We start from the raw sequence: 24,844 nt of genomic DNA, 5'->3' as shown, positions 1-24,844 counted from the left end.
TGAATCGGCATTCTGGAATAAATACGCTATCCGCTCATTCATTGTTCACGTATGGAAACAATCCGAGGGCATATGGACCAGCTTGCCGCGATGCGGGCCTTCGTGCGGGTCGTCGAGACCGGGACCTTCACGCGCGCCGCCGATCTCCTGGACATGCCGAAGCCGACCGTCACCAAGCTGATCCAGCAATTGGAGGCGCATCTGCGCGCCAAGCTGCTGAACCGGACGACGCGGCGCGTGACCGTGACCATGGACGGCGCGGCCTATTACGAGCGGGCGCTGCGCCTGCTCGATGAACTCTCCGAGCTCGATGCCAGCCTCACGCTGGCGCAGGCGCGGCCGAGCGGGCGGCTGCGTGTCGATTGCAGCTCGTCGCTCGCGGTCTCGGTGATCATCCCGGCTCTGCACGAGTTCCACGCGCGCTATCCCGATATCCAGCTCGACCTCGGCTTGAGCGACCGGCCGGCCGACCTGATCGGCGAGAACCTCGATTGCGCCGTGCGGGCCGGCGAGATCGTCGACCAGAGCCTGATCGCAAGGCGGATCGGCGAGATGCAGCTCATCACCTGCGCGACGCCGGATTATCTCGCCCGCTTCGGCACCCCGATCCACCCGCGCGATATCGAGAACGGGCACCAGATCGTCGCCTATCGCCCTGCGCTCGGCGGGCGGGTCCTGCCGCTGGTCTACCAGAACCGCACGGAGACGATCGAGGTCAGCGGGCGCTACACGATCGCGCTCAATGACGGCATGGGCTATCTCGCGGCCGGGCTCGCCAGCCACGGCATCATGCAATTGCCGACCTTCATGGCCCGCGTGCCGATCGCGGATGGACGGCTGGTGCCACTCTTGCTGGACTGGTGCGCGGCGCCGAAGCCGCTGCACATCGTCTATCCGCAGAACCGCCATCTCAGCAACAAGGTGCGCGTCTTCGTCGACTGGCTGGCGGAGCTGTTCGCGCGCGACGAGTTCGTCCTGTCGCGCGGCGCGGGCTTCCCGGCTGGCTGCAAGCCGTCGCTCCTGCCGGCGATGCCGGGGCCGAGCCCCAGCCGGGCCGATCAGCTCTCTTCGAGCAGCAGCGCGTAGATGTCCTCGCCGCCCGCGGCATTGCGGATGCGCTCGCGGATCTCGGCCGGGCGCAGGCGCTTGGCGATGCAGGCCAGGGCGTCGATGCGGCCCTTGCCGCCGTTCACGGGCGTCAGCACGAGGCAGACGAGATCGACCGGTGCGCCGTCGATCGCTTCATAAGCGACGGGCTTCTCCAACCGTGCCAGCAGGCCGAAGGGCTCGGCGAGGCCTTCGACGGGCGCATGCGGCATCGCCAGCCCGCCGCCGACGCCGGTGGAACCCAGCGCCTCTCGGCGGTTCAGTGCATCGAGGATCACAGCTTCAGGCAAGGCGAGCTGCTCGGCCGCCTTCTTGGCGAGGGCGCGGAACAGGGCCGCCTTGTTCGCGGCGGCGAGCCTGACGATGGAACGCGGGCGGATGATGTCGGATGGGATCATGGGTCAGTCTGTGCGGTGGGCGGGTCTCACTCGGCTTCGCGGAGGCGATAGCCGACGCCGGTCTCGGTGGTGATGTATTGCGGCTGGTCGGGGATGCGCTCGATCTTCTGGCGGAGCTGCCGGACATAGACGCGCAGGTACTGGACATCGGCCGAGGCGCCCCAGACCTGCTTCATCAGGAACTGGTGGGTCAGCACCTTGCCGGCATGCTGCACGAGGATGCGCAGGATGTCGTATTCCTTGGGCGAGAGCTTCACCTCGTGGTCGCCCAGCCTGACGATGCGCTTGACGAGGTCGACCGAGAGCTCGCCGGTCTGGAAGATCGGCTTCTCGCCCTGCTGCTGGAGCTTGTGGCGCAATGCCACGCGCAGGCGCGCTGCCAGTTCCTTCATGCCGAAGGGCTTGGTGACGTAGTCGTCCGCGCCATTCTCCAGGGCGTCGACGATGCCGGCCTCGTCGGTCCGGCTCGACAGGATGACGATCGGGAGGGCCAACGCCTCCGCGCGCCATTTCTGGAGCAATTCCTGACCGGACATATCGGGCAGGCCGAGATCGAGGATGACGAGATCGGGCAATTCCTCGGCGATGCGCTCGATCGCCTCGCGTGCGGTGGCGGCCTCGCGGATGGCATAGCCCTCGGTCGAGAGGCCGACGCGCAGCAGGCGGCGGATCGCCGGCTCGTCGTCCACGACCAGCACCTTGATGTCCGTTGCCGTCATAATTGTGGTTCCAATGGCTTGGGCTGGCTGTCGGCGGGCATGCGGATGGTGAAGACCGCGCCGCTGCGATCCGTCCGGTTCGCGGCCGTGATCGTGCCGCCCATCGCGTCGACGAAACCGCGGCAGATGGCGAGGCCAAGACCGGTTCCGGCGCGGACCTGATCGCCCTTGCGGACGCGGTAGAAGCTGTCGAAGACGCGTTCGAGATCGGAAGGCGGCAGGCCAGGGCCTTCGTCGGTCACCGTCACCAGGATCTCGCGGCCGTCCTGTCGGGCGCGGATGGCGATGGCGCTGCCGGCGGGCGCATATTTCGCGGCGTTGTCGAGCAGGTTGAACAGCACCTGCTCGAACAGGACGGGGTCGAGCCTGAGCATCGGCAGGTCGTCGGGCAGGGCGGTCTCGATGCCGTGGCCGGCGGTGATCTTCGCGGCGCGGCGGAGCGCACTACCGACCACGTCGGCGACATCGACCAGCGCCGCATTGGGCTCCATCGCGCCGGATTCGATCCGGGTCATGTCGAGAAGATTGGCGATGAAGCGGTTGAGCCGCTCGGATTCGTCGATCACCGTCGCGAGCAGGGCGGTGCGATCCTCTTCCGGCAGAGCGCTGCGATAGTCGCGCAAGGTGCCGGCTGCGCCCATGATCGAGGCCAATGGCGTCTTGAGATCATGCGAGATCGAGGTGAGGAGCGCCGAGCGCAGGCGGTCGGCCTCGGCAGCGAGCTTGGCCCGGTCGACATCGGCGACGAGCTGGATGCGCTCGATGGCGACGGCCGCCTGGTCCGCCAGAGCATCGAGCAGGCGTTGCTGCTCCGGCGTCAGCAGCGGGCCTTCCTTGTCGTCGTCTAGACCGATCACGCCGATGGCGGTGCGGCCGGTGCGCAGGGGGAGGTAGAGCCGCTTGGCGCCGGGCAGAGTGTCGGCGCCGCGCCCGGCCGGGCGGTCATGCTCCCAGGCCCAGCGCGCGGCGGCGATATCGGCATCGACCAGCGTGTCATCGGGCGGATAGCCGGCGCGAACGTCGAGCGTGCCCTCGTCGGGCATCAGGATGACGACGCGCAGATGCAGCATCGAGGCGATCTGGAAGGCACTGGCCCAGAGCACGTCGTCGAGCGTGCCGGTGCCGGCGAGCTTCTTCGAGAAGAGATAGAGATCCTCGGTGGTGCGGGCGCGCTGGCGGGCGGCATTGGCCTGGCGCTGGACGCGGGCGGTGAGGTTGGAGGCGATCAGGGCGACGAGCAGGAAGAAGCCGAGCGCGACGACATTCTCGGGATCGGCGATGGTCAGCGTGTAGAGCGGCGCGATGAAGAAGAAATTCAGCGCGAGCGCGCTGAGCAGCGAGGCGAAAAGCGCCGGCCAGAGACCCGCTGTCACGGCGGAAGCGAGGACGGCGGTCAGGAAGACCAGCGCGATGTTGCGCAGGTCCATGATCAGGCTGAGCAGTTCGGCGGCGCCGAGCGCGACCGCGACATAGGCCGCCGCCGCAAGATAGGGCCTGGCCGAGAAGCCGGGCTTGCCGATAGCCGAGACGCCGGCATCCGTGTCAGGCGCCTGCTCGCGCAAGGCGACGACATGAATGCCGATATCGCCGGCGCGACCGATCAGTTCATGCGAGACGGAAGGCTTCAGCCATTCGCGCCAGCGCGGCTTGGCCGGCTTGCCGACGATGATCTGGGTGACGTTGCCGGAGGCGGCATGGCGGAGGATCTCGCCGGCCACGTCCTGTCCCGGCAATGTGACGGACTCGGCGCCGAGCTGTGCCGCGAGCCGGAGCGCATTGGCGATGCGGGTCTTCGCCGCTTCCGGCAGGTTCGCTGCCTGCGGCGTCTCGACATAGAGCGCGCTCCAGGGCGCGCGCAGGCGGTCGGCCTGCCGCTTGGCGTGGCGGATCAGGGCGGGGGCCCCGGCGCTGTCGTCGATGCAGACCAGGATGCGCTCGCCCGCTGCCCAAGGCCCGGAGATCGCGTGTTCCTGCATATGGCTGAGGAGCTGGTCGTCGACCCGTTGCGCGGTGCGGCGCAGCGCGAGTTCGCGCAGCGCCGTCAGATTGCCCGGCGAGAAGTAGTTGGAGACGGCGCGCTTGGCGGTCTTGCCGAGATAGACCTTGCCCTCTTCGAGCCGCTTGATCAGGTCGGCCGGCGTCAGGTCGATGATCTCGATGTCGTCGGCGCGGTCGACGATCGAGTCCGGCACGGTCTCGCGCACGCGGATGCGAGTGATCTGGGCGACGACGTCGTTCAGGCTCTCGACATGCTGGATGTTGAGCGTGGTGTAGACGTCGATGCCGCGCGCGAGCAGCTCCTCGACATCGAGGTAGCGCTTGGGATGGCGGCTGCCAGGTGCGTTGGTATGGGCGAGTTCGTCGACGAGAACGAGGGCAGGGCGGCGTGCCAGGATCGCGTCGAGGTCCATCTCGTCGAGGGCGCGGCCCTTGTAGTCGACGAGCCGGCGCGGGACGATCTCGAAGCCGTCGACCAGCGCCTGCGTCTCGCTGCGGCCGTGGGTCTCGACGACGCCGATCACGACATCGACGCCTTCGGCCCGGCGGGCGCGTCCGGAGGTCAGCATCTCGTAGGTCTTGCCGACGCCCGGCGCCGCGCCGAGGAATATCTTCAGGCGGCCGCGGCCTTCGCGCTGGGCGCTGGCCAGCAGCGCCTCCGGTGAGGGGCGGCCTCTGGTCTCGCGATGGCTGTCGGCTAGGGTCATGCGGTCCGCAGGGGAAAGCGGCGGCGCCTCGTGCGCCGCCGGGGTCTTTGTGTCAGCGCCGGGCGACGCCGTCGAGAGCAAGGTTCAGCGCGAGCACATTGACGACGGGCTCGCCGATGAAGCCGAGCTTGCGCCGCTCGACATGGGTATCGACGAGTGCCCTGAGCGTCGCCGGATCGGCATTGCGGGCCTTGGCGACGCGCGCGACCTGGAAATAGGCGGCCTCGGGCGAGATATGCGGGTCGAGCCCGCTGCCGGAGGTCGTGACCAGCTCCATCGGCACCGGCGCGTCCGGGTTCTCCGCCTTGAGCGTCTCGGTCTCGGCCTTGATGCGCTCGATCAGCTTCTGATTGGTCGGGCCGAGATTGGAGCCGCCGGAATTGGCGGCGTTATAGGGCGCGTCGACCGTCTTCGTGCTGTCGTTCGGGTCGGTGCCCACCGTCGCCGAGGGGCGGCCGTGGAAATAGCGTTCGCCCGTGAAGTTCTGGCCGATCAGGCTGGAGCCGATGATCTTGCCGTCCTTCTCGATCAGGCTGCCATTGGCCTGGCGCGGGAAGACGGCCTGGGCGATGCCGGTCGTCGCGAGCGGGTAGGCGAGGCCGGTGATGACGGTCAGCGCGACGATCATCACGAGGGCGGGGCGGATCTGCTTGAGCATGGTTGCGGCTCCTTAGACGAGGCCGATGGCGGTGATGGCCATGTCGATGGCCTTGATGCCGATGAAGGGGACGATGATGCCGCCGAGCCCGTAGACGAGCAGGTTGCGGCTGAGCAGGGCGCCGGCGCCGACCGCACGGTATTTCACGCCCTTCAGCGCGAGCGGGATCAGCGCGACGATGATCAGCGCGTTGAAGATGATCGCGGAGAGAATGGCGCTCTGCGGCGTCTGCAAGCCCATGATGTTGAGCGCGCCGAGCTGCGGATAGAAGGCCAGGAACATCGCCGGGATGATGGCGAAATACTTGGCGACGTCGTTGGCGATCGAGAAGGTCGTCAGCGCGCCGCGCGTCATCAGGAGCTGCTTGCCGATCTCGACGATCTCGATGAGCTTGGTCGGGTCCGAGTCGAGATCGACCATGTTGCCGGCCTCGCGCGCCGCGACGGTGCCGGTGTTCATGGCGACGCCGACATCGGCCTGAGCCAGTGCGGGGGCGTCGTTGGTGCCGTCGCCGCACATGGCGACGAGCTTGCCCTTGGCCTGTTCCTCGCGGATCAGCGCGAGCTTGTTCTCGGGGGTGGCCTGGGCGAGGAAATCGTCGACGCCGGCCTCGGCCGCGATTGCTGCGGCGGTCATCGGGTTGTCGCCGGTGATCATCACCGTGCGGATGCCCATGCGGCGCAGTTCCGTGAAGCGCTCGCGGATGCCGCCCTTGACGATGTCCTTGAGGTGGATGACGCCGAGCAGGCGTCCGTCGCGGGCGACGGCGAGCGGCGTGCCGCCGGCCTTGGCGATCTCGGCGGCGATGGCCTGGGTCTCGCGCACGGCCTCGGTCCCGGCGCCCTCGACATGTTTCAGGACGGCATCGACCGCGCCCTTGCGGATCTGCGAGCCCTCGAGATCGACGCCGCTCATCCGGCTCTGCGCGGTGAAGGGCACGAAGGTCGCGTGCAGGGAGCCCATGTCGCGGGCGCGGATGGCGTATTTCTCCTTGGCAAGCACGACGATCGAGCGGCCTTCCGGCGTCTCGTCGGCGAGCGAGGCGACTTGCGCCGCATCGGCCAGTTCCTGCTCGCTGACGCCACGCACCGGGCGGAACTCGGTCGCCTGGCGGTTGCCGAGCGTGATCGTGCCGGTCTTGTCGAGCAGCAGCGTGTCGACGTCGCCGGCGGCCTCGACGGCGCGGCCGGACATGGCGAGCACGTTGAAGCGCACGAGCCGGTCCATGCCGGCGATGCCGATGGCCGAGAGCAAGGCACCGATCGTGGTCGGGATCAGCGTGACGAAGAGCGCGACCAGCACGACGACCGGGATATAGCCGCCGGCATAGGTGGCGAAGCTCGGGATCGTCACGGTCGCGAGCACGAAGATCAGCGTCATGCCGGCGAGCAGGATGTTGAGCGCGATCTCGTTCGGCGTCTTCTGGCGCTCGGCGCCCTCGACCAGCGCGATCATGCGGTCGATGAAGGTGGAGCCGGCAGCGGCAGTGATGCGCACGCGGATCCAGTCGGAGAGCACCTGCGTGCCGCCGGTCACGGCCGAGCGGTCGCCGCCGGATTCGCGGATCACCGGAGCGGATTCGCCGGTGATCGCGGCCTCGTTGACCGAGGCGACGCCCTCGATGACTTCGCCATCGGAGGGGATGATGTCGCCGGCCTCGACCAGCACGACATCGCCGACCTTCAGCGAAGTGCCGGGGACGAGCCGGAACTGGCTGCGATCATCGCCCGAGAGCAGCTTGGCTTCGGTCTCGGAGCGCGTCTTGCGCAGCGAGTCGGCCTGGGCCTTGCCACGCCCCTCGGCCACCGCTTCCGCGAAATTGGCGAAGAGCACGGTGAACCACAGCCAGATCACGATCTGGAAGGAGAAGCCGAGATTGGCGCCTCCGGTGGCGAGGTCCTTGACGAAGAGGACGGTGGTCAGCGCCGAGACCACGGCGACGACGAACATCACCGGGTTGCGGGCGAGGCTGCGCGGGTCGAGCTTGCGGAAGGCGTCGGCAAGGGCCGGCAGCAGGATGCGGGCGTCGATCAGGCTCGCGGATTTGGACGGGCTCATAAGAGGCTCCAGCGGAGGGGTGTAGGGTCCGGCTCAGGCGGCGACGAGGCCGGCGAGCGCACGGACGAGCAGCAGGACGAGGAACAGCGCGACCGTCAGGCCGAGGATGAGGGTGGCAGGGCGCGGGGGCGCCCTGTCCGTTCCCTTGGAGGTGGCATCGCGGTGGACGGCCTCGCGACGCAATTGGCGCAGGCAGCTTGCCATGATGGCCTCCTCAGAAGCTCTGGCCGGCGAGCATCGCGAGATGCTCGACGATCGGGCCGACGGCCAGCGCCGGGAAGAAGGTCAGGCCGCCGACGATCAGGATGACGCCGACGAGCAGGCCGACGAAGAGCGGGCCGTCGGTCGGGAAAGTTCCGGCCGAGGCGGGCACGGATTTCTTCGCGGCGAGCGATCCCGCGATGGCGAGCGCCGGGATGATGACCAGGAAGCGGCCGACCAGCATCGTGATGCCGAGCGTGGTGTTGTACCAGAGCGTGTTCGCCGAGAGGCTGGCGAAGGCCGAGCCGTTGTTCGCTGCCGCCGAGGTATAGGCGTAGAGAATCTCGGAGAAGCCATGCGGCCCGCTATTGCCGACGGAGGCGACCGCGCCGGGCAGGACCACGGCGATCGCGGTGAAGACCAGCATGCCGGCCGGCAGGCAGAGGATGGCGAGCATCGCCATCTTGACCTCGCGGGCCTCGATCTTCTTGCCGAGATATTCCGGCGTGCGGCCGACCATCAGGCCGGCGACGAAGATCGCCAGGACGACGAAGAGGACGATGCCGTAGAAGCCGGCGCCCACGCCGCCGACGATGACCTCGCCGAGCTCCATGTTGATCAGCGGGATCATGCCGCCGAGCGCGGTGAAGCTGCCATGCATGGCGTTGACCGCGCCGCAGGAGGCCGCCGTGGTGACGACGGCGAAGAGGGCGGAAAGCGGGATGCCGAAGCGCATCTCCTTGCCCTCCAGGTTGCCGCCCTGAAGGCCGAGCGACTGGACCAGCGGATTGCCTGATGCTTCCGCCCAGTAGCAGACGGCGATGCCGGCGATGAACAGCACGCCCATGGCCGAGAGGATCGCCCAGCCCTGGCGCTCGTTGCCGACCATCCGGCCGAAGACATTGGTCAGCGCCGCGCCGATCGCGAAGATCGAGACCATCTGGAGGAGATTGGTGATGGCGTCGGGATTCTCGAAGGGATGGGCCGAGTTGGCGTTGAAGAAGCCGCCGCCATTGGTGCCCAGCATCTTGATCGCGAGCTGGGAGGCGACAGGGCCGCGTGCGATGGTCTGCTGCGCGCCCTCCAGCGTTGTCGCCGTGACCGACGGGTCGAGCGTCTGCGGGACGCCGAGGGCGACATAGGCCAGCGTCAGCAGGATGCAGAGCGGCAGCAGAATGTAGAGGGTCGCGCGGGTCAGATCGACCCAGAAGCTGCCGACCGATTTGGCCGAGGCGCGGGCGAAGCCACGGATCAGAGCGACGGCGATGGCGATGCCGGTCGCGGCGGAGACGAAGTTCTGCACGGTCAGGCCGAGCATCTGCGTGAGATAGGACATGGTGCTTTCGCCGCCATAGCCCTGCCAGTTGGTGTTGGTGACGAAGCTCACCGCCGTGTTGAAGGCGAGATCGGGCGCGACTGTGCCCATGCCGTCCGGGTTCAGCGGCAGCAGGCCCTGGACGCGCTGCAGCCCGTAGAGCAGCAGGAGGCCGGCGAGGTTGAACAGCAGCAGCGCCACGGCGTAGCCGCTCCAGTGCTGCTCTTCGCGCTCATGCGTGCCGGCAAGCGCATAGAGCCCGCGCTCGATCGGTGCGAGCACCGGCGAGAGGACAGTGCGCTCGCCGTTGAAGACGCGGGTCATATAGCCGCCGAGCGGCTTCACCAAGGCGAGCACGATCGCGCAGAAGAGGAGGATCTGGATCCAGCCATAGAGTGTCATGGGAAGGCTTTCTCAGCTCGCGCCGGCGCTCAGAAGCGCTCGGGGCGCAGCAGCGCATAGGTGAGATAGACGAGCAGGACCGCAGTCACCGCGCCGCCGAGGAGATAGTCGACGAACATGGGGGGCTCCTTCAGAGCGCGTTGCAGGCCGAGACATAGGCGAGCGCGGCTGCGAAGAAGCCGAGCGCGAGCGCGAGCATGGCGATATCCATTGCCGTGGTCCTTTCGACCGGGCGTTACCGATGGGTCGACGCGCGCGGACCCACCTTCGCGGGGAAGGCGAGGACGCAAGCAGATCGACCATGGCGGGGATTATCGTGCTGGCGGCATAGCCGTTCGAGACGGCCGGCGGCGTCGCAGAATAGGAATTTTATAGGAATTCGGAGAGGCCGCGGGTGCGCGGCCTTCAGGCGTGAGGCGTGTCGGACCGGACGATATTGGGCTTTCGCGCCACGGCGGTGGGCCGTTCGATCGATAGGGTCACCTCCGGCGCGCCGTCTCCGCGATGCAGATCGGCAAGGCTGTCGTTCAGAACTCTGTCGGCAGCGGTCCGGCGGTAGTTGAAGCGCAGATAGTCGTGCCAGGTCGGCGTGCGGAAGCTCTCGGTCCAGACGGTGATGTCGTGGAGATTACGCGTCAGGATCCAGCGGCGCGCGCCGTTGCGTCCCTGCGCGCGCCGGCGCTGCAGCATCAGGGCAAGGAAGGCTTCGACCTGATCGGGAGCGATCCGGTACTCGATCTTGACGGCGATCGGCCCGCTGCGCGGCTTCAGGTCGAGGCCCAGCGCCGGTGCTTCGAAGCTATCGGGTGTCGAGACGTCGGAATCCTTGCGCTGATGGATCGGCAGGAGGAAGCCGAGGAGGGCGACGCCGAGGGAGGCCGCCGTCGACACCTGCAAGGCGAAGCTCAGGGAGTAGCTCTCGGTGACCATGCCCCAGAGCCAGCTGCCCACGGCCAGCCCGAGCGAAGTGAGGGCGTAGTAGAGCGAGATCGTCCGGCCGACGACCCAGCGGGGGCTTGCCCATTGCACGCTGATGCTCAGGCCCGACCAGCCCAGGACCCAGCCGGCGCCGCCGAGCATCAGTGCGATGGCCGCTACGGCCGGCGTATGCGTCAGCGAGAGGCAGAGCGTGCAGGTCGCGCAAGCCGTGCAGGCCAGCTTCAGCATCTGCTCGTCCGACAGCTTGCGCCGGAGCGTCGTCGAGAAGAGGCCGGCCAGCAGCGCGCCGGCGCCGAAACCCGCCATCAGCGTGCCGTAGGCGATCGCGCCCTGCTTGAGCTGATCGCGGACCACCAGGGGCAGCAAGGCGAGGATCGCGATGCCGGCGAAACCGAAGAGGAAGCCGCGTCCGAGCGCAGTTTTGATCTCCGAGGACAGGGAGGTGAAGCGGATGCCGTCGGAAATCGCCGTCAGCATCGCTTCAGGCGGCAGGCGCGGGACCGGAACCTTCCATCGGGAGCGCCAGACCACGGCGAGCGGCGCGAGATGGCCGAGCGTATAGAGGCAGAAGGCCGTCAGCGGGCCGAAACTCGCCAGGATGATGCCGCCGAGCGCCGGCCCGACGCTGCGCACGGTGTTGAAGCCGACCGATGTCAGCGTCACCGCCGCCGCGAGATCCTTGCGATCGACGATATCGCCCACCGAGGCTTGCCACGCCGGATCGTTGAAGGCGATGCCGCAGCCGGCGAGAAAGCTGAAGAACAGGATGACCCAGGGATTGATCATGCCGAGCGCGACGAGGATCGTCAGCGCCGCGGCGGTCACGGTCATCAGGGTGCGGGCGGCCAGCATCACCTTGCGGCGATTGAAATTGTCGACGATGGCCCCGGCGAAGATCGACAGGATGAAGGCCGGCAGGTTCGTCGCGGCCTGCACCAGCGCGACCATCACGCTCGATGGCGTAATCGTCGCCATCAGCCAGCTCATGGCGATGGTCTGGATCAGCCACCCCAGTCCTGAGATCAGCCCGGCGAGCCAGATCGCGCGGAACGTGACATTCCTGAGAGGCGCAAACGGCCCGGTGCCTGCCGCGGGCTTCCGCACATCGATGACTCCGCTCATTCCGACGTCTGCTCCAGGGCCGCCGGCATGGGTTCCGAGCGTGATTCTGGAACCTTATGTCATGATTTCCGTCTGGAAGGCCTGATTTTCCGGCATGGACGACCTGCGGGGAGACGGATGTTCTCCGTCGCGCGGGCTGGCATGGCGCTGGTCCGGCGCGACATTCGCGTGCCGTTCCGGCTACCGTGCGCGGCAGCCTGGTCGAGATGGTCCGAGAGCGTCGAAGATGTCGTGAGGGTAGCGAATGGTGCCCCTGGCCGGGATCGAACCAGCACTCCTTGCGGAACTCGATTTTGAGTCGAGCGCGTCTACCAATTCCGCCACAGGGGCCCTTTGCAGGCGGGGCGGACTATAGCGATCGGCGAATGCCGGTCAATCGCCGGTGCGGCTATTCCCGCAGGTTTTGGCGGGCGATCTGCGCTGGGCGCGGCGTTGGAGGCGAATAGCGGACGAGATGGTATGAAAACACGCCCTTCGGAGGCGCGGAAGCCGTTGCGTCACCGGCAGCCTCATGCTCTAGAGCCGCCATGCTCAAGCGCCTCTACGAATGGACGATGTCGCTCGCCGCCCGGCCGCGGGCGGAGATCTGGCTGGCCGTGGTCGCCTTCGTCGAAAGCTCCTTCTTTCTGATCCCGGCCGACGTGCTGTTCGTGCCGATGGCGCTAGCCCGACCGCAGCGGGCCTATCGGCTGGCCTTGGTCGCAACGCTGTTCTCGGTGCTCGGCGGTATCGCCGGCTATGCGATCGGCTATTACGCCTTCGAAGCGCTGGCGAAACCGGTGCTCGCCTTCTACGGCAAGCTCGGTGCCTTCGAGACGCTCAAGGCCTGCGCCGGACCGGATACCACGCTGATCCTGCTGACGACCTCGGGTCTCGCCCATCTGCCGCCGATCAAGGTGGTGACGATCCTGGCCGGCGCCGTCCATATCGGGCTGACCTTCTTCGTCATCTCCTGCGTGCTGGCGCGCGGGGCGCGCTTCTTCGCGCTCGCCTTTTTGCTCAGGCGCTATGGCGACACGATCCGCCATTTCATCGAACGTCGCCTGAAAGTGATCGCGGTCGTGGGCGCAGCCCTGCTGATCCTGCTTTATTTCGGCCTCAAGCTCGTCGCAGGGTCTGGCCAGCTTTTCTCCTGCTGAGCCCGCCATGACCGCCTCACTAGCCGCTGCCCCCGCTTCACGCCGCCTGCCGAATTCGCGGCAGCTGATCGCTCTCATCGGTGTGGTCAGTCTGGCGCTGATCGCCGGGGCGTGGTTCTTCGAGCTCGTCCTACACCTGCGCCCCTGCAAGCTCTGCCTCGAGCAGCGCGCGCCGCATTATGCCGCGATCGGACTCGCGCTCGTGGGGCTGGCGCTGGCGCGCTCGCCGCGGTTGCAATGGCTCGTCCTGCTGGGTCTCGCCGGTTTGATGGCGTGGAGCACGGGGCTCGGTGTCTACCATGCCGGCGTCGAATGGGGCTGGTTTATGGGGCCGAACGATTGTGGTGGCGCGGCTTCGGCCGCGGCCGGCATGCAGGACTTCATGAAGCAATTGCAGACGACGCGGATCGTTGCCTGTTCGGAAGCCGCGTGGCGCTTCCTAGGGCTGTCGCTTGCCGGCTGGAACGCGCTGGCCTCGGCCGGGCTCTTCCTGCTCGCCGTGTTCGGATTGCTGCGCGGGAAGACGGCCGCGTAGGCCTTACGGTTCCAGCTCGGAATCCCAATAGAGATAGTCCAGCCAGCTCTCGTGGAGATAGTTCGGCGGGAAGAGCTTGCCGTTGCGGTGGAGGTCGTTGACCGTCGGCGCATAGGGCTTCTGGGCGGGGAACATCTCGACGGCGGCCGGCATCTTGTCGCCCTTGCGCAGGTTGCAGGGCGAGCAGGCGGCGACGACGTTCTCCCAGGTTGTCAGGCCGCCTTTGGAGCGGGGAATGACGTGGTCGAAGGTCAACTCGTCGCGCGTATTGCAGTACTGGCAGGCGAAGCGGTCGCGCAGGAAGACGTTGAAGCGGGTGAAGGCCGGGGTCCGCGAGGGCTTGATATAGCTCTTGAGCGAGACAACCGAAGGCAGCCGCATGTCGAAGCTCGGGCTGCGGACCACGGTGTCGTATTCGGAGACGATGTTGACGCGGTCCATGAAGACCGCCTTGATCGCATCCTGCCAGCTCCAGAGCGACAGGGGGTAGTAGCTGAGCGGCCGGAAATCGGCGTTCAGCACCAAGGCCGGACAGCCGTCCGGCGACGCCATCGGATGCATCACATGCGCCGTCAAACCCGTCGCACCTCCGCTTCATCGAGCGGGACGAATCCCGCTTGAGGATCAATGTAAGCGCGAGACGACAGGAATGTGAAGGAACTTGTTGCGACCGCAACGAGCGTCTGCGCGCGAATGAGAGTCTTTCTCATCCACGGCAGTCAAACGCCGGATTGTGATGGCTTCCGGTCGGATTTTGGCCGTTCTTGTGCCGCCGGCCTGATCCGCTCAGCGGGTCGGGACGGGCTTCTCGCCGCGATAATCGTAGAAGCCGCGCTTGGTCTTGCGGCCGAGCCAGCCGGCTTCGACATATTTCACCAGCAGCGGGCAGGGGCGGTACTTCGAATCGGCCAGCCCGTCATGGAGCACCTGCATCACCGAAAGGCAGGTATCGAGGCCGATGAAATCGGCGAGCTGGAGCGGGCCCATCGGATGGTTGGCGCCGAGCCGCATGGCGGTGTCGATCGCGTCGACCGAGCCGACGCCCTCATAGAGCGTGTAGACGGCCTCGTTGATCATCGGCAGCAGGATGCGGTTGACGATGAAGGCCGGGAAATCCTCGGAGACCGAGACGGTCTTGTGCAGGTGGCCGACGAGGCTCTTGGCGCGCTCGAAGGTGCCGTCATCGGTGGCGATGCCGCGGATCAGCTCGACGAGCTGCATCAGCGGCACCGGATTCATGAAGTGGATGCCGATGAAGTGCTCCGGGCGATCGGTCGCGGCGGCGAGCCGCGTGATCGAGATCGAGGAGGTGTTCGAAGCCAGGATCGCGTCCGGACGCAGATGCGGGCAGACCGCCGTGAAGATCTTGCGCTTGACCTCCTCGTTCTCGGTCGCGGCCTCGATCACGAGGTCGCAATCGCCGAGATCGGCCAGGCCGACGGCGGGCTTGATTCGGCTGATCGCGGCGCGGCGCTCCTCGTCCGCCAGCGCGCCCTTCGAGACCTGCCGGGCCATGTTGCCGTCGATCGTGGCGAGCGCGGCGTTGATCCGCTCCTCGGCGATGTCGTGCAGCCGGATGTCGAAGCCCGCGGCGGCCGCGACATGGGCGATGCCGTTGCCCATCTGGCCTGCCCCGATGATACCGATCGTCTTGATCGCGTGGTCCGACATGGTTTGATCCCGGATGAACTTTTCAGGCTCCAGCAGGAGCGGAACGGGCCGCCCTGAGGCGGCCCGGAAGCGGTGGAGCCGGCCTTACTTGCCGGCCTTGGCGAGTTCTGCGTCGAGCTCGGGCAGGATGGTGAAGAGGTCGCCGACGAGGCCGTAATCGGCGATCTGGAAGATCGGGGCTTCCTCGTCCTTGTTGATGGCGACGATGACCTTCGAGTCCTTCATGCCGGCGAGATGCTGGATCGCGCCAGAAATGCCGACGGCGATATAGAGCTCGGGCGCCACGACCTTGCCGGTCTGGCCGACCTGCCAGTCGTTCGGGGCATAGCCGGCATCGACCGCAGCGCGCGAGGCACCCATCGCGGCGCCGAGCCTGTCGGCGACGGGCTCGATCACTTTGGTGAAGTTCTCGGAGGAGGCCAGTGCGCGGCCGCCCGAGATGATGATCTTGGCCGAGGCCAGCTCCGGACGGTCGGACTTCGCGACCTCCTCGCCCTTGAAGGACGAATTGCCGGGGTTCTCGGCGGCCGAGACGCTCTCGACGGCGGCCGAGCCGCCTTCGCCCGCCGCCGCGAAGGAGGCGGTGCGGATGGTCAGGAGCTTCTTGGCGTCGGTCGACTGCACCGTCTGGATGGCGTTGCCGGCATAGACCGGGCGCTCGAAGGTGTCGGGCGAGACGATGCCGCTGACATCGGAGACCTGCATCACGTCGAGCAGGGCTGCGACGCGCGGCAGCACGTTCTTGCCGGTCGTGGTCGAGGGCGCGACGATGGCGTCGTAGCCATCAGCGAGCTTGACGATCAGCGCCGCCAGCGGCTCGGCCAGCGCATGGCCGTAAGCGGCGTCATCGGCGAGCAGCACCTTCTCGACGCCGGCGAGCTTGGCGGCGGCATCGGCCGCGCCCTTCGAGCCCTGGCCCGCGACGAGGATGTGGACGGGGCCACCGAGCTTGGCGGCGGCGGTCAGCGCCTTGGCGGTGGCGTCCTTGATCGAGGCGTTGTCGTGTTCGGCGATCAGCAGCGTGGTCATCAGATCACCCCGGCGGTCTTGAGCTTCGAGACGAGTTCGGCGGCATTGGCCACCTTGACGCCGGCGGAACGGCCGGCGGGCTCGACCGTCTTCAGAACCTTGAGGCGCGGGGCGACATCGACGCCCAGCGTCTCGGCCGAGGTCTCATCGAGCGGCTTCTTCTTCGCCTTCATGATGTTGGGCAGCGAGGCATAGCGCGGCTCGTTCAGGCGCAGATCGGTGGTGACGATCGCCGGGAGCTTGAGCGAGACCGTCTGCAGGCCGCCATCGACCTCGCGGGTGACGTCGACCGAGCCGTCGCCGACCACGACCTTCGAGGCGAAGGTGCCCTGGCCCCAGCCGAGGAGGGCGGCGAGCATCTGGCCGGTCTGGTTGCAATCGTCGTCGATCGCCTGCTTGCCGAGGATGACGAGGCCGGGGGCCTCCTGCTCGACGACCTTCTTCAGCAGCTTGGCGACGGCGAGCGGCTCTATGATGCCGTCGACCTTCACCAGGATGCCGCGATCGGCGCCCATGGCGAGGCCTGTGCGGATCGTCTCGGCGGCCTGGGCCGGGCCGATCGAAACCACGACCACCTCGGTCGCCTTGCCGGCTTCCTTCAGACGCAGCGCCTCTTCCACCGCGATCTCGTCGAACGGGTTCATCGACATCTTGACGTTGGCGAGCTCGACGCCTGAACCGTCCGCCTTCACGCGGATCTTCACGTTGTAATCGACAACCCGCTTGACGGGCACCAAGATCTTCATCGTCAGATCACCGTTCAGAAGAGATAAGCTTCGCGCCGCGCTGTCCCTGACAGCAGGACAGCGGCATCGCGGCCCTCGGCTGGAATGCGTTGGGACCGTAACGACGCCCGTTTGCGCTTGTCAACGCCCGTCCAGGCACGGCTCGGGGGCAAAACAGCGCGGCTTCAGCCATGGGCGGGCTTGCGTCCGAACAAGGCGATGCTGCGGTGCACGAAGAGCGGGGTCAACGCGGCGCCCGTCGCCAGGCCGCCCAGATGCGCCCACCAGCCGACATTGCCGTCGGCGCCGAAGATGGCGGCGGCGGCCTGCAGCAGGATCCAGCCACCGAGCGCATAGAGCGCGGGGATGTGGATCGGAATCCAGTTGAAGGCGAGGCCCCAGATCCGGACCTGCGGGTAGATCATCAGATAGGAGGCGATGACGCCGGAGATGGCGCCCGAGGCGCCAATCAGCGGCTGCTGCGAATCCGGGTACATGCCGGCATGGAAGAGCGAACCGCCGAGCCCGCAGAGGAAGAAGAAGGCGAGGAAGCGGCCGTGGCCCATCGCGTCCTCGACATTGTCGCCGAACACCCAGAGGAACAGCATGTTGCCGACGAGATGCGCGAGACTGGCGTGCAGCAGGATGTTGCTGAACAGGGTCGCCCAGGCCGGGACATGGGCAAGCCCTTCCGGCAATTGTGCCGTGCCGAACAGAACCGAGGGAATCATGCCGAAGCCGGCCATGATCGCCAGCTCCGCTTCCTGGCTAGGCCAGAGCTGCAAGGCGATCTGCAGCGCGATGCAGGCGCCGATCAGCCCATAGGTGATGTAGGGCGTTCGCATGAAGCGCAGCGGCACGCCGTCATGCAGGGGGACGAACATGGCTCAGCTCAGCGGTTCTGGCCGGGCACCCAGAGCACGTCGCCGGCTGCCTTGGCATTGAGGAAGCGGGAGGCGACGAACAGGAAGTCCGAGAGGCGGTTGATGTATTTGAGGGCTGGCGCGCCGACCGTCTCGCCCTCGGTCGCGGCAAGCTCGGTCATCAGGCGCTCGGCCCGGCGGCTGACGGTGCGGGCGAGGTGGAGATGGGTCGCGGCCGGCGTGCCGCCGGGCAGCACGAAGGAGCGCAAGGGAGCGAGATCGGCGTTCAACTGGTCGATCTCGGCCTCGATCCGGTCGACCTGGGCCTGGACGATGCGCAAGGGCTCGAAGGCGAGGGGCTTGTCGGTCTCGGGCGTCGAGAGATCGGCGCCGAGATCGAAGAGATCGTTGCTGATCCGGCCGAGCATGGCATCGACCAGGGCGTCTTCGCCGGCCGCATGCAGGCGGGCGAGGCCGACGCAGGCATTGGTCTCGTCGACGGTGCCGTAGGCGGCGACGCGCAGGTCGAATTTGGGCCGGCGCGGGCCGCTCGTCAGCCCGGTCGTGCCGTTGTCGCCGGTGCGCGTGTAGATGCGGTTGAGCTTGACCATGCCACGCTTATAGCGCGGCTTCGGCCGGACGGAAGCGCGTTTACGATGGGGCCGGGCGTCAGAACGTGTAGCCGAGCCGTGCGCCGATATTGGCGGGGCCGCGGCTGCCGGTGCCGGGCTTGTCGGAGCAGCCGACCGTGCTGAAATGCTCGAGCGTGGTGACGAGGCTCCAGCGGTCCGAGAGCCGGAAGCCGAGTGCGGCGGCCTCGCGCGTGCCGGTGTTGCAGCTGAGCGCCAGACGATTCTCCCGGGACGATCAGCCCGGTCTTGCCATCGTTCAAGGCGGCGCCGAGGCTCGCCTCGACGAAGATGTCGCGGGTCACGTCGAAGGTCCAGGTCGCGCCGGCATAGGCATAGCGCGTGCCGTTGAGATTGACGCTCGCGCCCATGTTGAAGCGCGGGATGAACGCCGCTGCGATGCGATCGCTCAGGGGAATGAGGCGCGGCGACAGCAGGTCGGCGCTCAGATTGGGCAGGCCGCTCTCCCGGCCGCCGGGATTGGCGAGGCCGGCGCCGACGCGGGCTTCCCAGGCAGGGGCGGGCGGTTCGGTGGCGGGAGCGTAGCTGGAGACACTGCCGGAGAGGGACCGGGTCTGCGCGGTAGCGGCAGAGGCGGCCAGGCAAACGGCAAGAAGCGGCAACGCGACGCGAACCATGGGCCTTCGAGGGTGAGCGGGTGAAGAGGCGTTAGTGAAGCACACATACTCGTGTCCGGAATGTGGCAAAGCCCGGCAATCCGGGCTTCCGTCCACAGTCGCGAATGTCGCGTGTTCCTTCTATTTCAATAGCTTGCGTGCAGTGTCGCAGGCTCAGCCGTTCCGCCACCACAGCACGATGACGATCAGGACGATGGCGACGAATTGCAGGATGACCCGCAATCGCATCAGCCGCTGCGAGGCGTTCGCACTGCCGCCGCGCAGCATGTTGATCAGCCCGAGCAGGAGCACGACGGCGACGGCGCCGACCGCGACGGATACGAGGGTGTTCGAAAACGTCATGGCGACACGCTTAGGCCGGTGCGAGGGACTTGGCCAGCGCCCTGAGGGCGCTGGCGCCCGTTGGAGCGTGGGTCAGCTCGTCGCAGCCGTCTGGGCGAGCGCGCGGCCGCGGACCGGCATGGAGAGGTCGCCGGCGAGCGCGCGGCTGATCGCGGGCAGGCCATCGAGCAGGTCGGGCACGAAGGCCTGCGACGGGGGCTGGCGCCGCGGCAAGGCATGGAGCGCGGCGGCCATCACGCGCGGATCGCGCTCGCCCTCGCCGGTCTGCGAGGGATCGTAGAGGACGTCGACCAGCTTGAGCTCGTCGGCGCGGCCGGCGCGGATCGCCTGTTCGAGGCGTGGGCGGACGCGCGGGACGATCAGGGCCGGTTTGTCGAAGGAGAGGATCTCGCAGAAGGTGTTGTAGCCGCCCATCGCGACGACGCAGTGGGCGCGGTTCATCAGCAGTTCGAGGCGCGGCTCGAAGCCGAGGCCTTCGAGCTTGGGGTTGCGGGCGATGCGTTCCGCGAATTCCTTGCGCTTCTCCCGCGACATGAAGGGGCCGAAGACGATGAGCGCGGGCAGTTCGATTGTCGGGTCGGTCTCATAGGCCGAGATCACCCAGTCGATCACGCCGGCGCCGTCGCCGCCGCCGCCCGGCGTGACCAGGATGAAGGGCTGCTTGGTGATGCGCGGATAGCGGTTCGGCGGCATCGGGCTGGGCACCGCGCGCTTGAGATAGCCGAGATAGCGGAGCTTGTCGGCGAAGCGGTGCTGGTCCGGCAGACCGGTTAGGGGCTGGTAGACGTTCTCCAGGCCGTAGACGAAGATGTCGTCATAGACGGTGTCGAGCGCTTCCAGCGCGCCGTTCCGGCTCCATTCCTCCAGCACGGCTGCGGGTTCGTCCAGCACGTCGCGCAGGCCGAGCACGATGCGGGCACCGCGCCGGCGCAGGATGTCGAGCGAGGGCTTCAATTCGCCGCGCAGGCCGACCGGCTCCTTGTCGACGATGACCACGTCGGGATCGAAGGACAGGACGGTCTGCTTGATGATGTCGGCCCGCAGCCGGATCGTATCGCCAAGGTCGAGATTGAGATGGTGCGGCTCGTAGCTGCCGTCGCTCTGCTTCTCGACGCCGGGGATGCGGACATAGTCGACGCCGTCACCGAACTGGAAGCTCGAGATCACCGACGAGCCGGAGACGATGATCACCGAGATATGCGGAAAGCTCGCGATCAGCGCATTGGCGATCGCGCGGCAGCGGCGGATATGGCCGAGTCCGAAGGTATCATGGCTATAGATCAGGACGCGCGGAGCATGGGGGCTGCGCGGCGCACGATCGGCGCCGGCGAGGTCGACGACGTTTGAAGGCATCGGAACGTCGCCCCCCGGAAAGGCCAGACGACCTCTTGGCGAGGACGAACGCAGTTGAAAACTATAGAGTGGTTATAACCGGTCGCCGGGGACGATCCAAGTCCGTCGGCCTGTCGCCAGACGAGAAAAACCTGGCCGGATCGAAGCTGTCGTCACGCGGCGGAATCGCCCTGCCGCCCGCTGCCCGGCGGCCGGACGAAGCTTGCCGGATCGATCAGGTGGACAGCCGGATGGGTGGCGGCCTGCAGGAGATCGGACAGGGCGGACCAGGCGGTCTCGTCGTGGTCGCGATGGTGCAGGAGCAGGCCCAGCTCGATGTCGCCGGCCTCGCTTCGCCGCCTGTCGGCGAGCAGGGCGGCGAGCTCGGTGAGGATGTCGGCAGCCGGGCGTCCGACGCGGCCGCCATGCCAGTCCATGATGTCGACATGGGTGTTGAGCAGGCGCGGACCGCCGGCCGGCCCCAGGCGATAGTCTCGGAAGCAGGAGAGGCCGGCGAAGCCGAGGGCACCGAGGCGAGCGGCATGACCTTGGGCGATGCGGTTCCAAGGCGGCACGAAGATCGGCAGGGCGGCGTCGCCGAGGAGGTCGCGCAGGCGCTGCCAGCCCCGCGCTATGTCGGCATCGACCGCGGCGGCTTCGCGATCGGGACCGAATTCGGATTTCTTGCCGCCGGCGGGAGCGCGATTCAGGTGTGAGGTGCCGTGCTGGCAGGGGCGCAGCAGCGGCATCCCGCGCAATGCGCCCTCCAGCGCAGGCTCGGCCAGCATCGGGATGACCGCGAGCAGGACCGGCGCCGCGAAGCGCTCGGCCAGATCGGAGAGCCGGTCGAGTGCCGGGCTCGGTGCCACGGCATCGTCATCGCGCAGCCACAGGCCGATCTTCCGGCCGGATGCGCTCCAGCGGTCGAGTTCAAAGGTCAGCGCCTGCCAGTGGGGGGCATTCATGGCGTGGCTTTTCCGGGCGATGGTTTCAGCTTTGCGCTGCGGTTTCGGATCGCAAGCGCGAGACCTTCCGCCAGCCTTTCGGCCGCGCGTGCCGGCGTGCGTTCGGCAAGGATGAAGCGGCGGGCGGCCGCACCCATGGTCTCGCGCAGCGCCTTGTCGCGCAGGAGGCTGGTCAGAGCGGTGGCCAGTGCGGCCTCGTCATGTTCGGGAACGAGCAGGGCGGTTTCGCCGGCCCTCACCGTCTCGGCGACGCCGCCGCTGTCGAAGGCGACGACCGGCAAACCCGCAGCCTGGGCTTCGAGATAGACCAGTCCATAAGCCTCGCCGATGCCTGGCCAGAGGAAGATGTCGTGCCGGGCGAGCTCGGCCTGGATGGCATCGCGGTCGAGCTGGCCGTGCCAGTTGATCCGGCCTTCGGGCAATCCTGCGAAGGCGGCTGTGATTTCGGCATGGCAGGGGCCGTTGCCGATGATGCTCAGCGTCCAGGCATCTTCCCGGCAGCGCTCGAGAATGCGGGCGAGAGTGAGATAGCTCTTCAGTTTCGCGCCCTCGCGCATCATGGCGACGGTGATCAGGCGGGGCGCGCCGGATGAGCCGGCCAGCCGCGGGCGCTCGGAGCCGGGCGCGATGAAGGGGGGCAGGGCGAGCAGGGCCGTGCCTTCGTTCTCCCAGCGCACGAGCCCCTGCCGGTCGCGATTGGTGAAGTGGAAATGCACGTCGCCGGCAGCGAGCGCCTGCCGCGCGACGGCGCTATGCGCGGCCCATTCCCCGGTCGAGCGCCGGGACGAATCGCTGGATTCGGCGGTGACATAGGGGATGCCGAGCGCTGCCGCGATCGCGGGGCCGAGGAAGTCCGGCGAGCGGTAGTAGTTATGATAGGTGAACCAGAGATCGGGGCGCGGCTTGCCTCCCCGGTAGCCGGTGAGCAGGACATCGCGCAGGCGGGCGGCATCGGCCGAGGCACTGGCGAAGCGGGCGGGATCCGGTTCGCGAAAATAGGTCTTCGGTGCTGCGACGGGCTCGACGACATGGCCGAGGCTTTCGAGCGCCGCCACGAGCTGGCGCGCCATGCGGCGGTCGCCGGAGACGCCGTCGTCCCCGATCGGATTGAGCGGTGTGTGGAAAGCGATGCGCAAGGCGGTCTTCGGGGACGGTGATGCTGTCAGCGATAGGGATCGGCCGCGTCGCGCAGGCCGTCGCCGAGGAAGTTGAAGGCGAGGATGATCACGATCACGGGCACGACCGGATAGAGCAGCCAGGGATAGAGCGCCACCACATTGATGTTCTGGGCCTCGTTCAGCATCACGCCCCAGCTGGTGATCGGCGGCCTGAGGCCAAGGCCCAGGAAGGAGAGCGCGGTCTCGCCCAGAATGGTCTTGGGGATGGTGATGGTGGCCGAGGCGATGAGATGGCTCATGAAGCCGGGCACGAGATGCAGGGCGATGATGCGGCGCGGCTTGGCCCCCATAAGCTGGGCGGCGACGACATAATCCTCCTCGCGCAGCGAGAGCAGCTTCGAGCGCACCGAGCGGGCAAGCCCGGTCCAATCCATCAGGCCGAGGATCACGGTGATGCCGAAATAGACGAGCAGCGGGCTCCAGGTCGGCGGCAGGATCGAGGCCAGCGCCAGCCAGAGCGGGATATGCGGCAGCGACTGGACGATCTCGATGATGCGCTGGATGACGAGGTCGACGCGGCCGCCATAGTAGCCGGCGATGCCGCCGATGATGACGCCGAGCACGAAGGAGACGGAGACGCCGAGCAGGCCGATCGAGAGCGAGATGCGCCCGCCATAGAGGATGCGCGAGAGCATGTCGCGGCCGAGCCGGTCCGAGCCGAGCAGGAAGAAGGTGCCCCCTTCGGGCGCGCAGACGAGATGCGTCTTGCCGGGGATCAGGCCCCAGAAATTGTAGTCGTCGCCCTTGCAGAAGAAGCGCAGCTTCTGCGGGCGCGTGCTGTCGACCTCATACTCGCGCTTCAGGTTCTCCATGTTAAGGCGCATCGTGTAGGGGTAGACGAAGGGGCCGATGAATTGGCCCTCGTGGAAGAGATGGACGCTCTGCGCGGGCGCCCGGATGAAGTCGGTGTTGCGCGTCGTGTAGTGGTAGGGCGCGAGGAATTCGGCGAAGGCCGCCATCGCGTAGATCGCAAAGATCACGAAGGCCGAGATGACCGCGAGCCTGTGCTTGCGGAACTTCCACCACATCAATTGCCATTGCGAGGCGAGATAGACCCGCTCCTGCTCCGGCGTCATCGCCTCGGTGGCATAGGGCTCGAACGGCGCCGTCGAGACCTCGTGAGGCAGCGGCGCGCCGTCCGGCGGCAGATGGTTGAGCGGCATCGCCTTCACTTGGTCGCGGCTCCCTGGAGGCGGATGCGCGGATCCAGGATGGCGAGCGCGATGTCCGAGATCAGCACGCCGATCACGGTCAGGAAGGAGAGGAACATCAGGAAGGAGCCGGCGAGATACATGTCCTGGCTCTGCAGGGCACGGATCAGGAGGGGGGCCGGTGGTCTGCAGCGAGAGCACGATGGCGACGACCTCGGCGCCCGAGACGATCGAAGGCAGGATGTCGCCGATATCCGAGATGAAGAAGTTGAGCGACATCCGCAGCGGATATTTCCGCAGCGCCTTGCCAGGCGGTAGCCCCTTGGCGCGGGCGGTGACGTAATACTGCTTCTGCAACTCGTCGAGCAGGTTCGCGCGCAGCGCCCGGATCATGCCGGCGGTGCCGCCGGCGCCGATGATGATGACGGGAATCCAGAGGTGCTCGAGCACCGATTTGAGCTTGGCCCAGCTCATCGGCTGGTTGAGATAGGCTGGATCGACGAGGCCGCCGATCGAGGTGCCGAACCAGATATTGGCGAAATACATGAAGACCAGCGCCAGCAGGAAATGCGGCACGGCAAGCCCGACGAGGCCGAGGAAGGTGAGGCCGTAATCGCCCCAGCTATATTGATGCGTGGCCGAGTAGATGCCGATCGGGAAGGCGACGACCCAGGTGAAGATGATGGTCGCGAAGGAGACCATCATGGTCAGGATCAGGCGGTCGCCGACGATCTCCCTGACGGGGCGCTGGTATTCGAAGGAATAGCCCATGTCGCCCTGGATAAGGCCTGCGACCCAGCGGACGTAACGCTCCACCGGCGGCCTGTCGAAGCCGTATTCCTTCTTCAGGAACTCGATGCGGCTCATATCCGCCTTCTCGCCCTGGGCCTGCATCTCGGCGGCGAGCGTCTCGAAATAATCGCCCTCGGGCAGGTTGATCACGGTGAAGATCAGCGCGCTGGTGACGATCAGCGTCGGGATCATGATCAGGATGCGCTTGAGGATGTAGCGGATCAGCACGCG

The 24,844-nt window shown here is 67.2% G+C and carries 24 protein-coding genes, 1 tRNA gene and 1 pseudogene; 3 read left to right on the top strand and 23 right to left on the bottom strand.

Going from position 1 to position 24,844, the window contains the following annotated elements; genetic code table 11:
• The first annotated feature begins 72 nt into the window (after positions 1–72).
• Positions 73–1,086 carry a LysR substrate-binding domain-containing protein gene (locus tag ACFJGT_RS19345; RefSeq protein ID WP_377841174.1) on the top strand — a complete coding sequence of 338 codons (1,014 nt, stop codon included), beginning with the start codon at positions 73–75 and terminating at the stop codon, positions 1,084–1,086.
• Here ACFJGT_RS19345 and ACFJGT_RS19340 read toward each other — a convergent pair.
• The 10 genes from ACFJGT_RS19340 to ACFJGT_RS19295 all read right to left on the bottom strand — a co-directional run bounded on the left by ACFJGT_RS19340 (position 1,059) and on the right by ACFJGT_RS19295 (position 11,954).
• A complete protein-coding gene (locus ACFJGT_RS19340; protein ID WP_377841171.1) occupies positions 1,059–1,505 on the bottom strand; it encodes a PTS sugar transporter subunit IIA in 447 nt (148 codons plus the stop codon). The two genes, ACFJGT_RS19345 and ACFJGT_RS19340, sit on opposite strands and share 28 nt — an antisense overlap.
• A 26-nt stretch (positions 1,506–1,531) precedes the next feature.
• Positions 1,532–2,224, bottom strand: a complete 693-nt coding sequence (locus ACFJGT_RS19335; protein WP_377841167.1) for a response regulator transcription factor — start codon at positions 2,222–2,224, stop codon at positions 1,532–1,534.
• Positions 2,221–4,929, bottom strand: a complete 2,709-nt coding sequence (locus ACFJGT_RS19330) for a DUF4118 domain-containing protein (protein ID WP_377841164.1) — start codon at positions 4,927–4,929, stop codon at positions 2,221–2,223. Before ACFJGT_RS19330 ends, ACFJGT_RS19335 begins: the two co-directional genes overlap by 4 nt.
• 52 nt (positions 4,930–4,981) lie before the next feature.
• Complete coding sequence (locus ACFJGT_RS19325; RefSeq protein ID WP_377841162.1) at positions 4,982–5,587, bottom strand: K(+)-transporting ATPase subunit C; 606 nt, start codon at positions 5,585–5,587, stop codon at positions 4,982–4,984.
• A gap of 12 nt (positions 5,588–5,599) precedes the next feature.
• Complete coding sequence (gene kdpB / locus ACFJGT_RS19320; protein ID WP_377841159.1) at positions 5,600–7,645, bottom strand: potassium-transporting ATPase subunit KdpB; 2,046 nt, start codon at positions 7,643–7,645, stop codon at positions 5,600–5,602.
• Between the two features lie 33 nt (positions 7,646–7,678).
• Positions 7,679–7,849: a hypothetical protein gene (locus ACFJGT_RS19315; RefSeq protein ID WP_377841156.1), complete on the bottom strand. Its 171-nt coding sequence runs from the start codon at positions 7,847–7,849 to the stop codon at positions 7,679–7,681.
• A gap of 10 nt (positions 7,850–7,859) precedes the next feature.
• Complete coding sequence (gene kdpA / locus ACFJGT_RS19310) at positions 7,860–9,563, bottom strand: potassium-transporting ATPase subunit KdpA (protein ID WP_377841153.1); 1,704 nt, start codon at positions 9,561–9,563, stop codon at positions 7,860–7,862.
• 29 nt (positions 9,564–9,592) lie between these two features.
• Positions 9,593–9,682 carry a K(+)-transporting ATPase subunit F gene (locus ACFJGT_RS19305; protein WP_173044066.1) on the bottom strand — a complete coding sequence of 30 codons (90 nt, stop codon included), beginning with the start codon at positions 9,680–9,682 and terminating at the stop codon, positions 9,593–9,595.
• A gap of 286 nt (positions 9,683–9,968) precedes the next feature.
• Entirely contained in the window at positions 9,969–11,624 is a 1,656-nt protein-coding gene (locus ACFJGT_RS19300) for an MFS transporter (protein WP_377841148.1), read from the bottom strand.
• A gap of 245 nt (positions 11,625–11,869) precedes the next feature.
• Positions 11,870–11,954 (bottom strand) — tRNA-Leu (locus ACFJGT_RS19295).
• Between the two features lie 197 nt (positions 11,955–12,151).
• Here ACFJGT_RS19295 and ACFJGT_RS19290 point away from each other — a divergent pair.
• Positions 12,152–12,763, top strand: a complete 612-nt coding sequence (locus ACFJGT_RS19290) for a YqaA family protein (RefSeq protein WP_377841146.1) — start codon at positions 12,152–12,154, stop codon at positions 12,761–12,763.
• Positions 12,764–12,770: 7 nt separating this feature from the next.
• A complete protein-coding gene (locus ACFJGT_RS19285) occupies positions 12,771–13,298 on the top strand; it encodes a disulfide bond formation protein B (RefSeq protein ID WP_377841143.1) in 528 nt (175 codons plus the stop codon).
• Between the two features lie 3 nt (positions 13,299–13,301).
• Here the strand turns inward: ACFJGT_RS19285 and ACFJGT_RS19280 are convergent, their stop codons facing one another.
• The 13 genes and pseudogenes from ACFJGT_RS19280 to ACFJGT_RS19220 form a co-directional block, all read right to left on the bottom strand.
• On the bottom strand, positions 13,302–13,859 hold the full coding sequence (locus ACFJGT_RS19280; RefSeq protein WP_199086672.1) for an HNH endonuclease: 558 nt from the start codon (positions 13,857–13,859) through the stop codon (positions 13,302–13,304).
• Positions 13,860–14,084: 225 nt separating this feature from the next.
• A complete protein-coding gene (locus ACFJGT_RS19275; RefSeq protein ID WP_377841139.1) occupies positions 14,085–14,969 on the bottom strand; it encodes a 3-hydroxybutyryl-CoA dehydrogenase in 885 nt (294 codons plus the stop codon).
• A gap of 84 nt (positions 14,970–15,053) precedes the next feature.
• Positions 15,054–15,998 carry an electron transfer flavoprotein subunit alpha/FixB family protein gene (locus ACFJGT_RS19270; protein WP_377841137.1) on the bottom strand — a complete coding sequence of 315 codons (945 nt, stop codon included), beginning with the start codon at positions 15,996–15,998 and terminating at the stop codon, positions 15,054–15,056.
• Positions 15,998–16,744, bottom strand: coding sequence for an electron transfer flavoprotein subunit beta/FixA family protein (locus ACFJGT_RS19265; protein ID WP_377841134.1), 747 nt, complete (start codon positions 16,742–16,744; stop codon positions 15,998–16,000). Before ACFJGT_RS19265 ends, ACFJGT_RS19270 begins: the two co-directional genes overlap by 1 nt.
• A gap of 164 nt (positions 16,745–16,908) precedes the next feature.
• Positions 16,909–17,607, bottom strand: coding sequence for a rhomboid family intramembrane serine protease (locus ACFJGT_RS19260; RefSeq protein ID WP_377841131.1), 699 nt, complete (start codon positions 17,605–17,607; stop codon positions 16,909–16,911).
• A gap of 8 nt (positions 17,608–17,615) precedes the next feature.
• Positions 17,616–18,197, bottom strand: coding sequence for a cob(I)yrinic acid a,c-diamide adenosyltransferase (locus ACFJGT_RS19255; protein WP_377841128.1), 582 nt, complete (start codon positions 18,195–18,197; stop codon positions 17,616–17,618).
• Positions 18,140–18,853 carry a hypothetical protein gene (locus ACFJGT_RS19250; RefSeq protein WP_377841125.1) on the bottom strand — a complete coding sequence of 238 codons (714 nt, stop codon included), beginning with the start codon at positions 18,851–18,853 and terminating at the stop codon, positions 18,140–18,142. The genes ACFJGT_RS19255 and ACFJGT_RS19250 overlap by 58 nt, the downstream gene beginning before the upstream one ends.
• 153 nt (positions 18,854–19,006) lie before the next feature.
• Positions 19,007–19,195, bottom strand: coding sequence for a twin transmembrane helix small protein (locus tag ACFJGT_RS19245; protein WP_377841123.1), 189 nt, complete (start codon positions 19,193–19,195; stop codon positions 19,007–19,009).
• A gap of 72 nt (positions 19,196–19,267) precedes the next feature.
• A complete protein-coding gene (locus ACFJGT_RS19240; protein ID WP_377841121.1) occupies positions 19,268–20,548 on the bottom strand; it encodes a glycosyltransferase family protein in 1,281 nt (426 codons plus the stop codon).
• A gap of 152 nt (positions 20,549–20,700) precedes the next feature.
• Positions 20,701–21,492, bottom strand: coding sequence for a polysaccharide deacetylase family protein (locus ACFJGT_RS19235; protein ID WP_377841118.1), 792 nt, complete (start codon positions 21,490–21,492; stop codon positions 20,701–20,703).
• A complete protein-coding gene (locus tag ACFJGT_RS19230; RefSeq protein ID WP_377841116.1) occupies positions 21,489–22,628 on the bottom strand; it encodes a glycosyltransferase family 4 protein in 1,140 nt (379 codons plus the stop codon). The genes ACFJGT_RS19235 and ACFJGT_RS19230 overlap by 4 nt, the downstream gene beginning before the upstream one ends.
• Before the next feature lie 26 nt (positions 22,629–22,654).
• The gene (locus tag ACFJGT_RS19225; RefSeq protein ID WP_377849019.1) at positions 22,655–23,833 is read right to left on the bottom strand and encodes an ABC transporter permease; all 1,179 of its coding nucleotides are present in this window, start codon (positions 23,831–23,833) and stop codon (positions 22,655–22,657) included.
• Positions 23,834–23,838: 5 nt separating this feature from the next.
• A pseudogene (locus ACFJGT_RS19220) lies at positions 23,839–24,838 on the bottom strand (ABC transporter permease).
• Between the last annotated feature and the right edge of the window lie 6 nt (positions 24,839–24,844).

Source organism: Allobosea sp. UC22_33, from assembly GCF_042700715.1.
Taxonomy (GTDB): Bacteria; Pseudomonadota; Alphaproteobacteria; order Rhizobiales; family Beijerinckiaceae; genus Allobosea.
This window is presented reverse-complemented; position numbering and strand designations above follow the sequence as displayed.

What these genes read in the sequence shown, in the direction of transcription:
- ACFJGT_RS19345 (WP_377841174.1), top strand. Translation starts at nt 73, where the DNA reads ATGGACCAGCTTGCCGCGATGCGGGCCTTCGTGCGGGTCGTCGAGACC.
- ACFJGT_RS19340 (WP_377841171.1), bottom strand. Translation starts at nt 1,505, where the DNA reads ATGATCCCATCCGACATCATCCGCCCGCGTTCCATCGTCAGGCTCGCC.
- ACFJGT_RS19335 (WP_377841167.1), bottom strand. Translation starts at nt 2,224, where the DNA reads ATGACGGCAACGGACATCAAGGTGCTGGTCGTGGACGACGAGCCGGCG.
- ACFJGT_RS19330 (WP_377841164.1), bottom strand. Translation starts at nt 4,929, where the DNA reads ATGACCCTAGCCGACAGCCATCGCGAGACCAGAGGCCGCCCCTCACCG.
- ACFJGT_RS19325 (WP_377841162.1), bottom strand. Translation starts at nt 5,587, where the DNA reads ATGCTCAAGCAGATCCGCCCCGCCCTCGTGATGATCGTCGCGCTGACC.
- kdpB (WP_377841159.1), bottom strand. Translation starts at nt 7,645, where the DNA reads ATGAGCCCGTCCAAATCCGCGAGCCTGATCGACGCCCGCATCCTGCTG.
- ACFJGT_RS19315 (WP_377841156.1), bottom strand. Translation starts at nt 7,849, where the DNA reads ATGGCAAGCTGCCTGCGCCAATTGCGTCGCGAGGCCGTCCACCGCGAT.
- kdpA (WP_377841153.1), bottom strand. Translation starts at nt 9,563, where the DNA reads ATGACACTCTATGGCTGGATCCAGATCCTCCTCTTCTGCGCGATCGTG.
- ACFJGT_RS19305 (WP_173044066.1), bottom strand. Translation starts at nt 9,682, where the DNA reads ATGTTCGTCGACTATCTCCTCGGCGGCGCGGTGACTGCGGTCCTGCTC.
- ACFJGT_RS19300 (WP_377841148.1), bottom strand. Translation starts at nt 11,624, where the DNA reads ATGAGCGGAGTCATCGATGTGCGGAAGCCCGCGGCAGGCACCGGGCCG.
- ACFJGT_RS19290 (WP_377841146.1), top strand. Translation starts at nt 12,152, where the DNA reads ATGCTCAAGCGCCTCTACGAATGGACGATGTCGCTCGCCGCCCGGCCG.
- ACFJGT_RS19285 (WP_377841143.1), top strand. Translation starts at nt 12,771, where the DNA reads ATGACCGCCTCACTAGCCGCTGCCCCCGCTTCACGCCGCCTGCCGAAT.
- ACFJGT_RS19280 (WP_199086672.1), bottom strand. Translation starts at nt 13,859, where the DNA reads ATGCATCCGATGGCGTCGCCGGACGGCTGTCCGGCCTTGGTGCTGAAC.
- ACFJGT_RS19275 (WP_377841139.1), bottom strand. Translation starts at nt 14,969, where the DNA reads ATGTCGGACCACGCGATCAAGACGATCGGTATCATCGGGGCAGGCCAG.
- ACFJGT_RS19270 (WP_377841137.1), bottom strand. Translation starts at nt 15,998, where the DNA reads ATGACCACGCTGCTGATCGCCGAACACGACAACGCCTCGATCAAGGAC.
- ACFJGT_RS19265 (WP_377841134.1), bottom strand. Translation starts at nt 16,744, where the DNA reads ATGAAGATCTTGGTGCCCGTCAAGCGGGTTGTCGATTACAACGTGAAG.
- ACFJGT_RS19260 (WP_377841131.1), bottom strand. Translation starts at nt 17,607, where the DNA reads ATGTTCGTCCCCCTGCATGACGGCGTGCCGCTGCGCTTCATGCGAACG.
- ACFJGT_RS19255 (WP_377841128.1), bottom strand. Translation starts at nt 18,197, where the DNA reads ATGGTCAAGCTCAACCGCATCTACACGCGCACCGGCGACAACGGCACG.
- ACFJGT_RS19250 (WP_377841125.1), bottom strand. Translation starts at nt 18,853, where the DNA reads ATGGTTCGCGTCGCGTTGCCGCTTCTTGCCGTTTGCCTGGCCGCCTCT.
- ACFJGT_RS19245 (WP_377841123.1), bottom strand. Translation starts at nt 19,195, where the DNA reads ATGACGTTTTCGAACACCCTCGTATCCGTCGCGGTCGGCGCCGTCGCC.
- ACFJGT_RS19240 (WP_377841121.1), bottom strand. Translation starts at nt 20,548, where the DNA reads ATGCCTTCAAACGTCGTCGACCTCGCCGGCGCCGATCGTGCGCCGCGC.
- ACFJGT_RS19235 (WP_377841118.1), bottom strand. Translation starts at nt 21,492, where the DNA reads ATGAATGCCCCCCACTGGCAGGCGCTGACCTTTGAACTCGACCGCTGG.
- ACFJGT_RS19225 (WP_377849019.1), bottom strand. Translation starts at nt 23,833, where the DNA reads ATGCCGCTCAACCATCTGCCGCCGGACGGCGCGCCGCTGCCTCACGAG.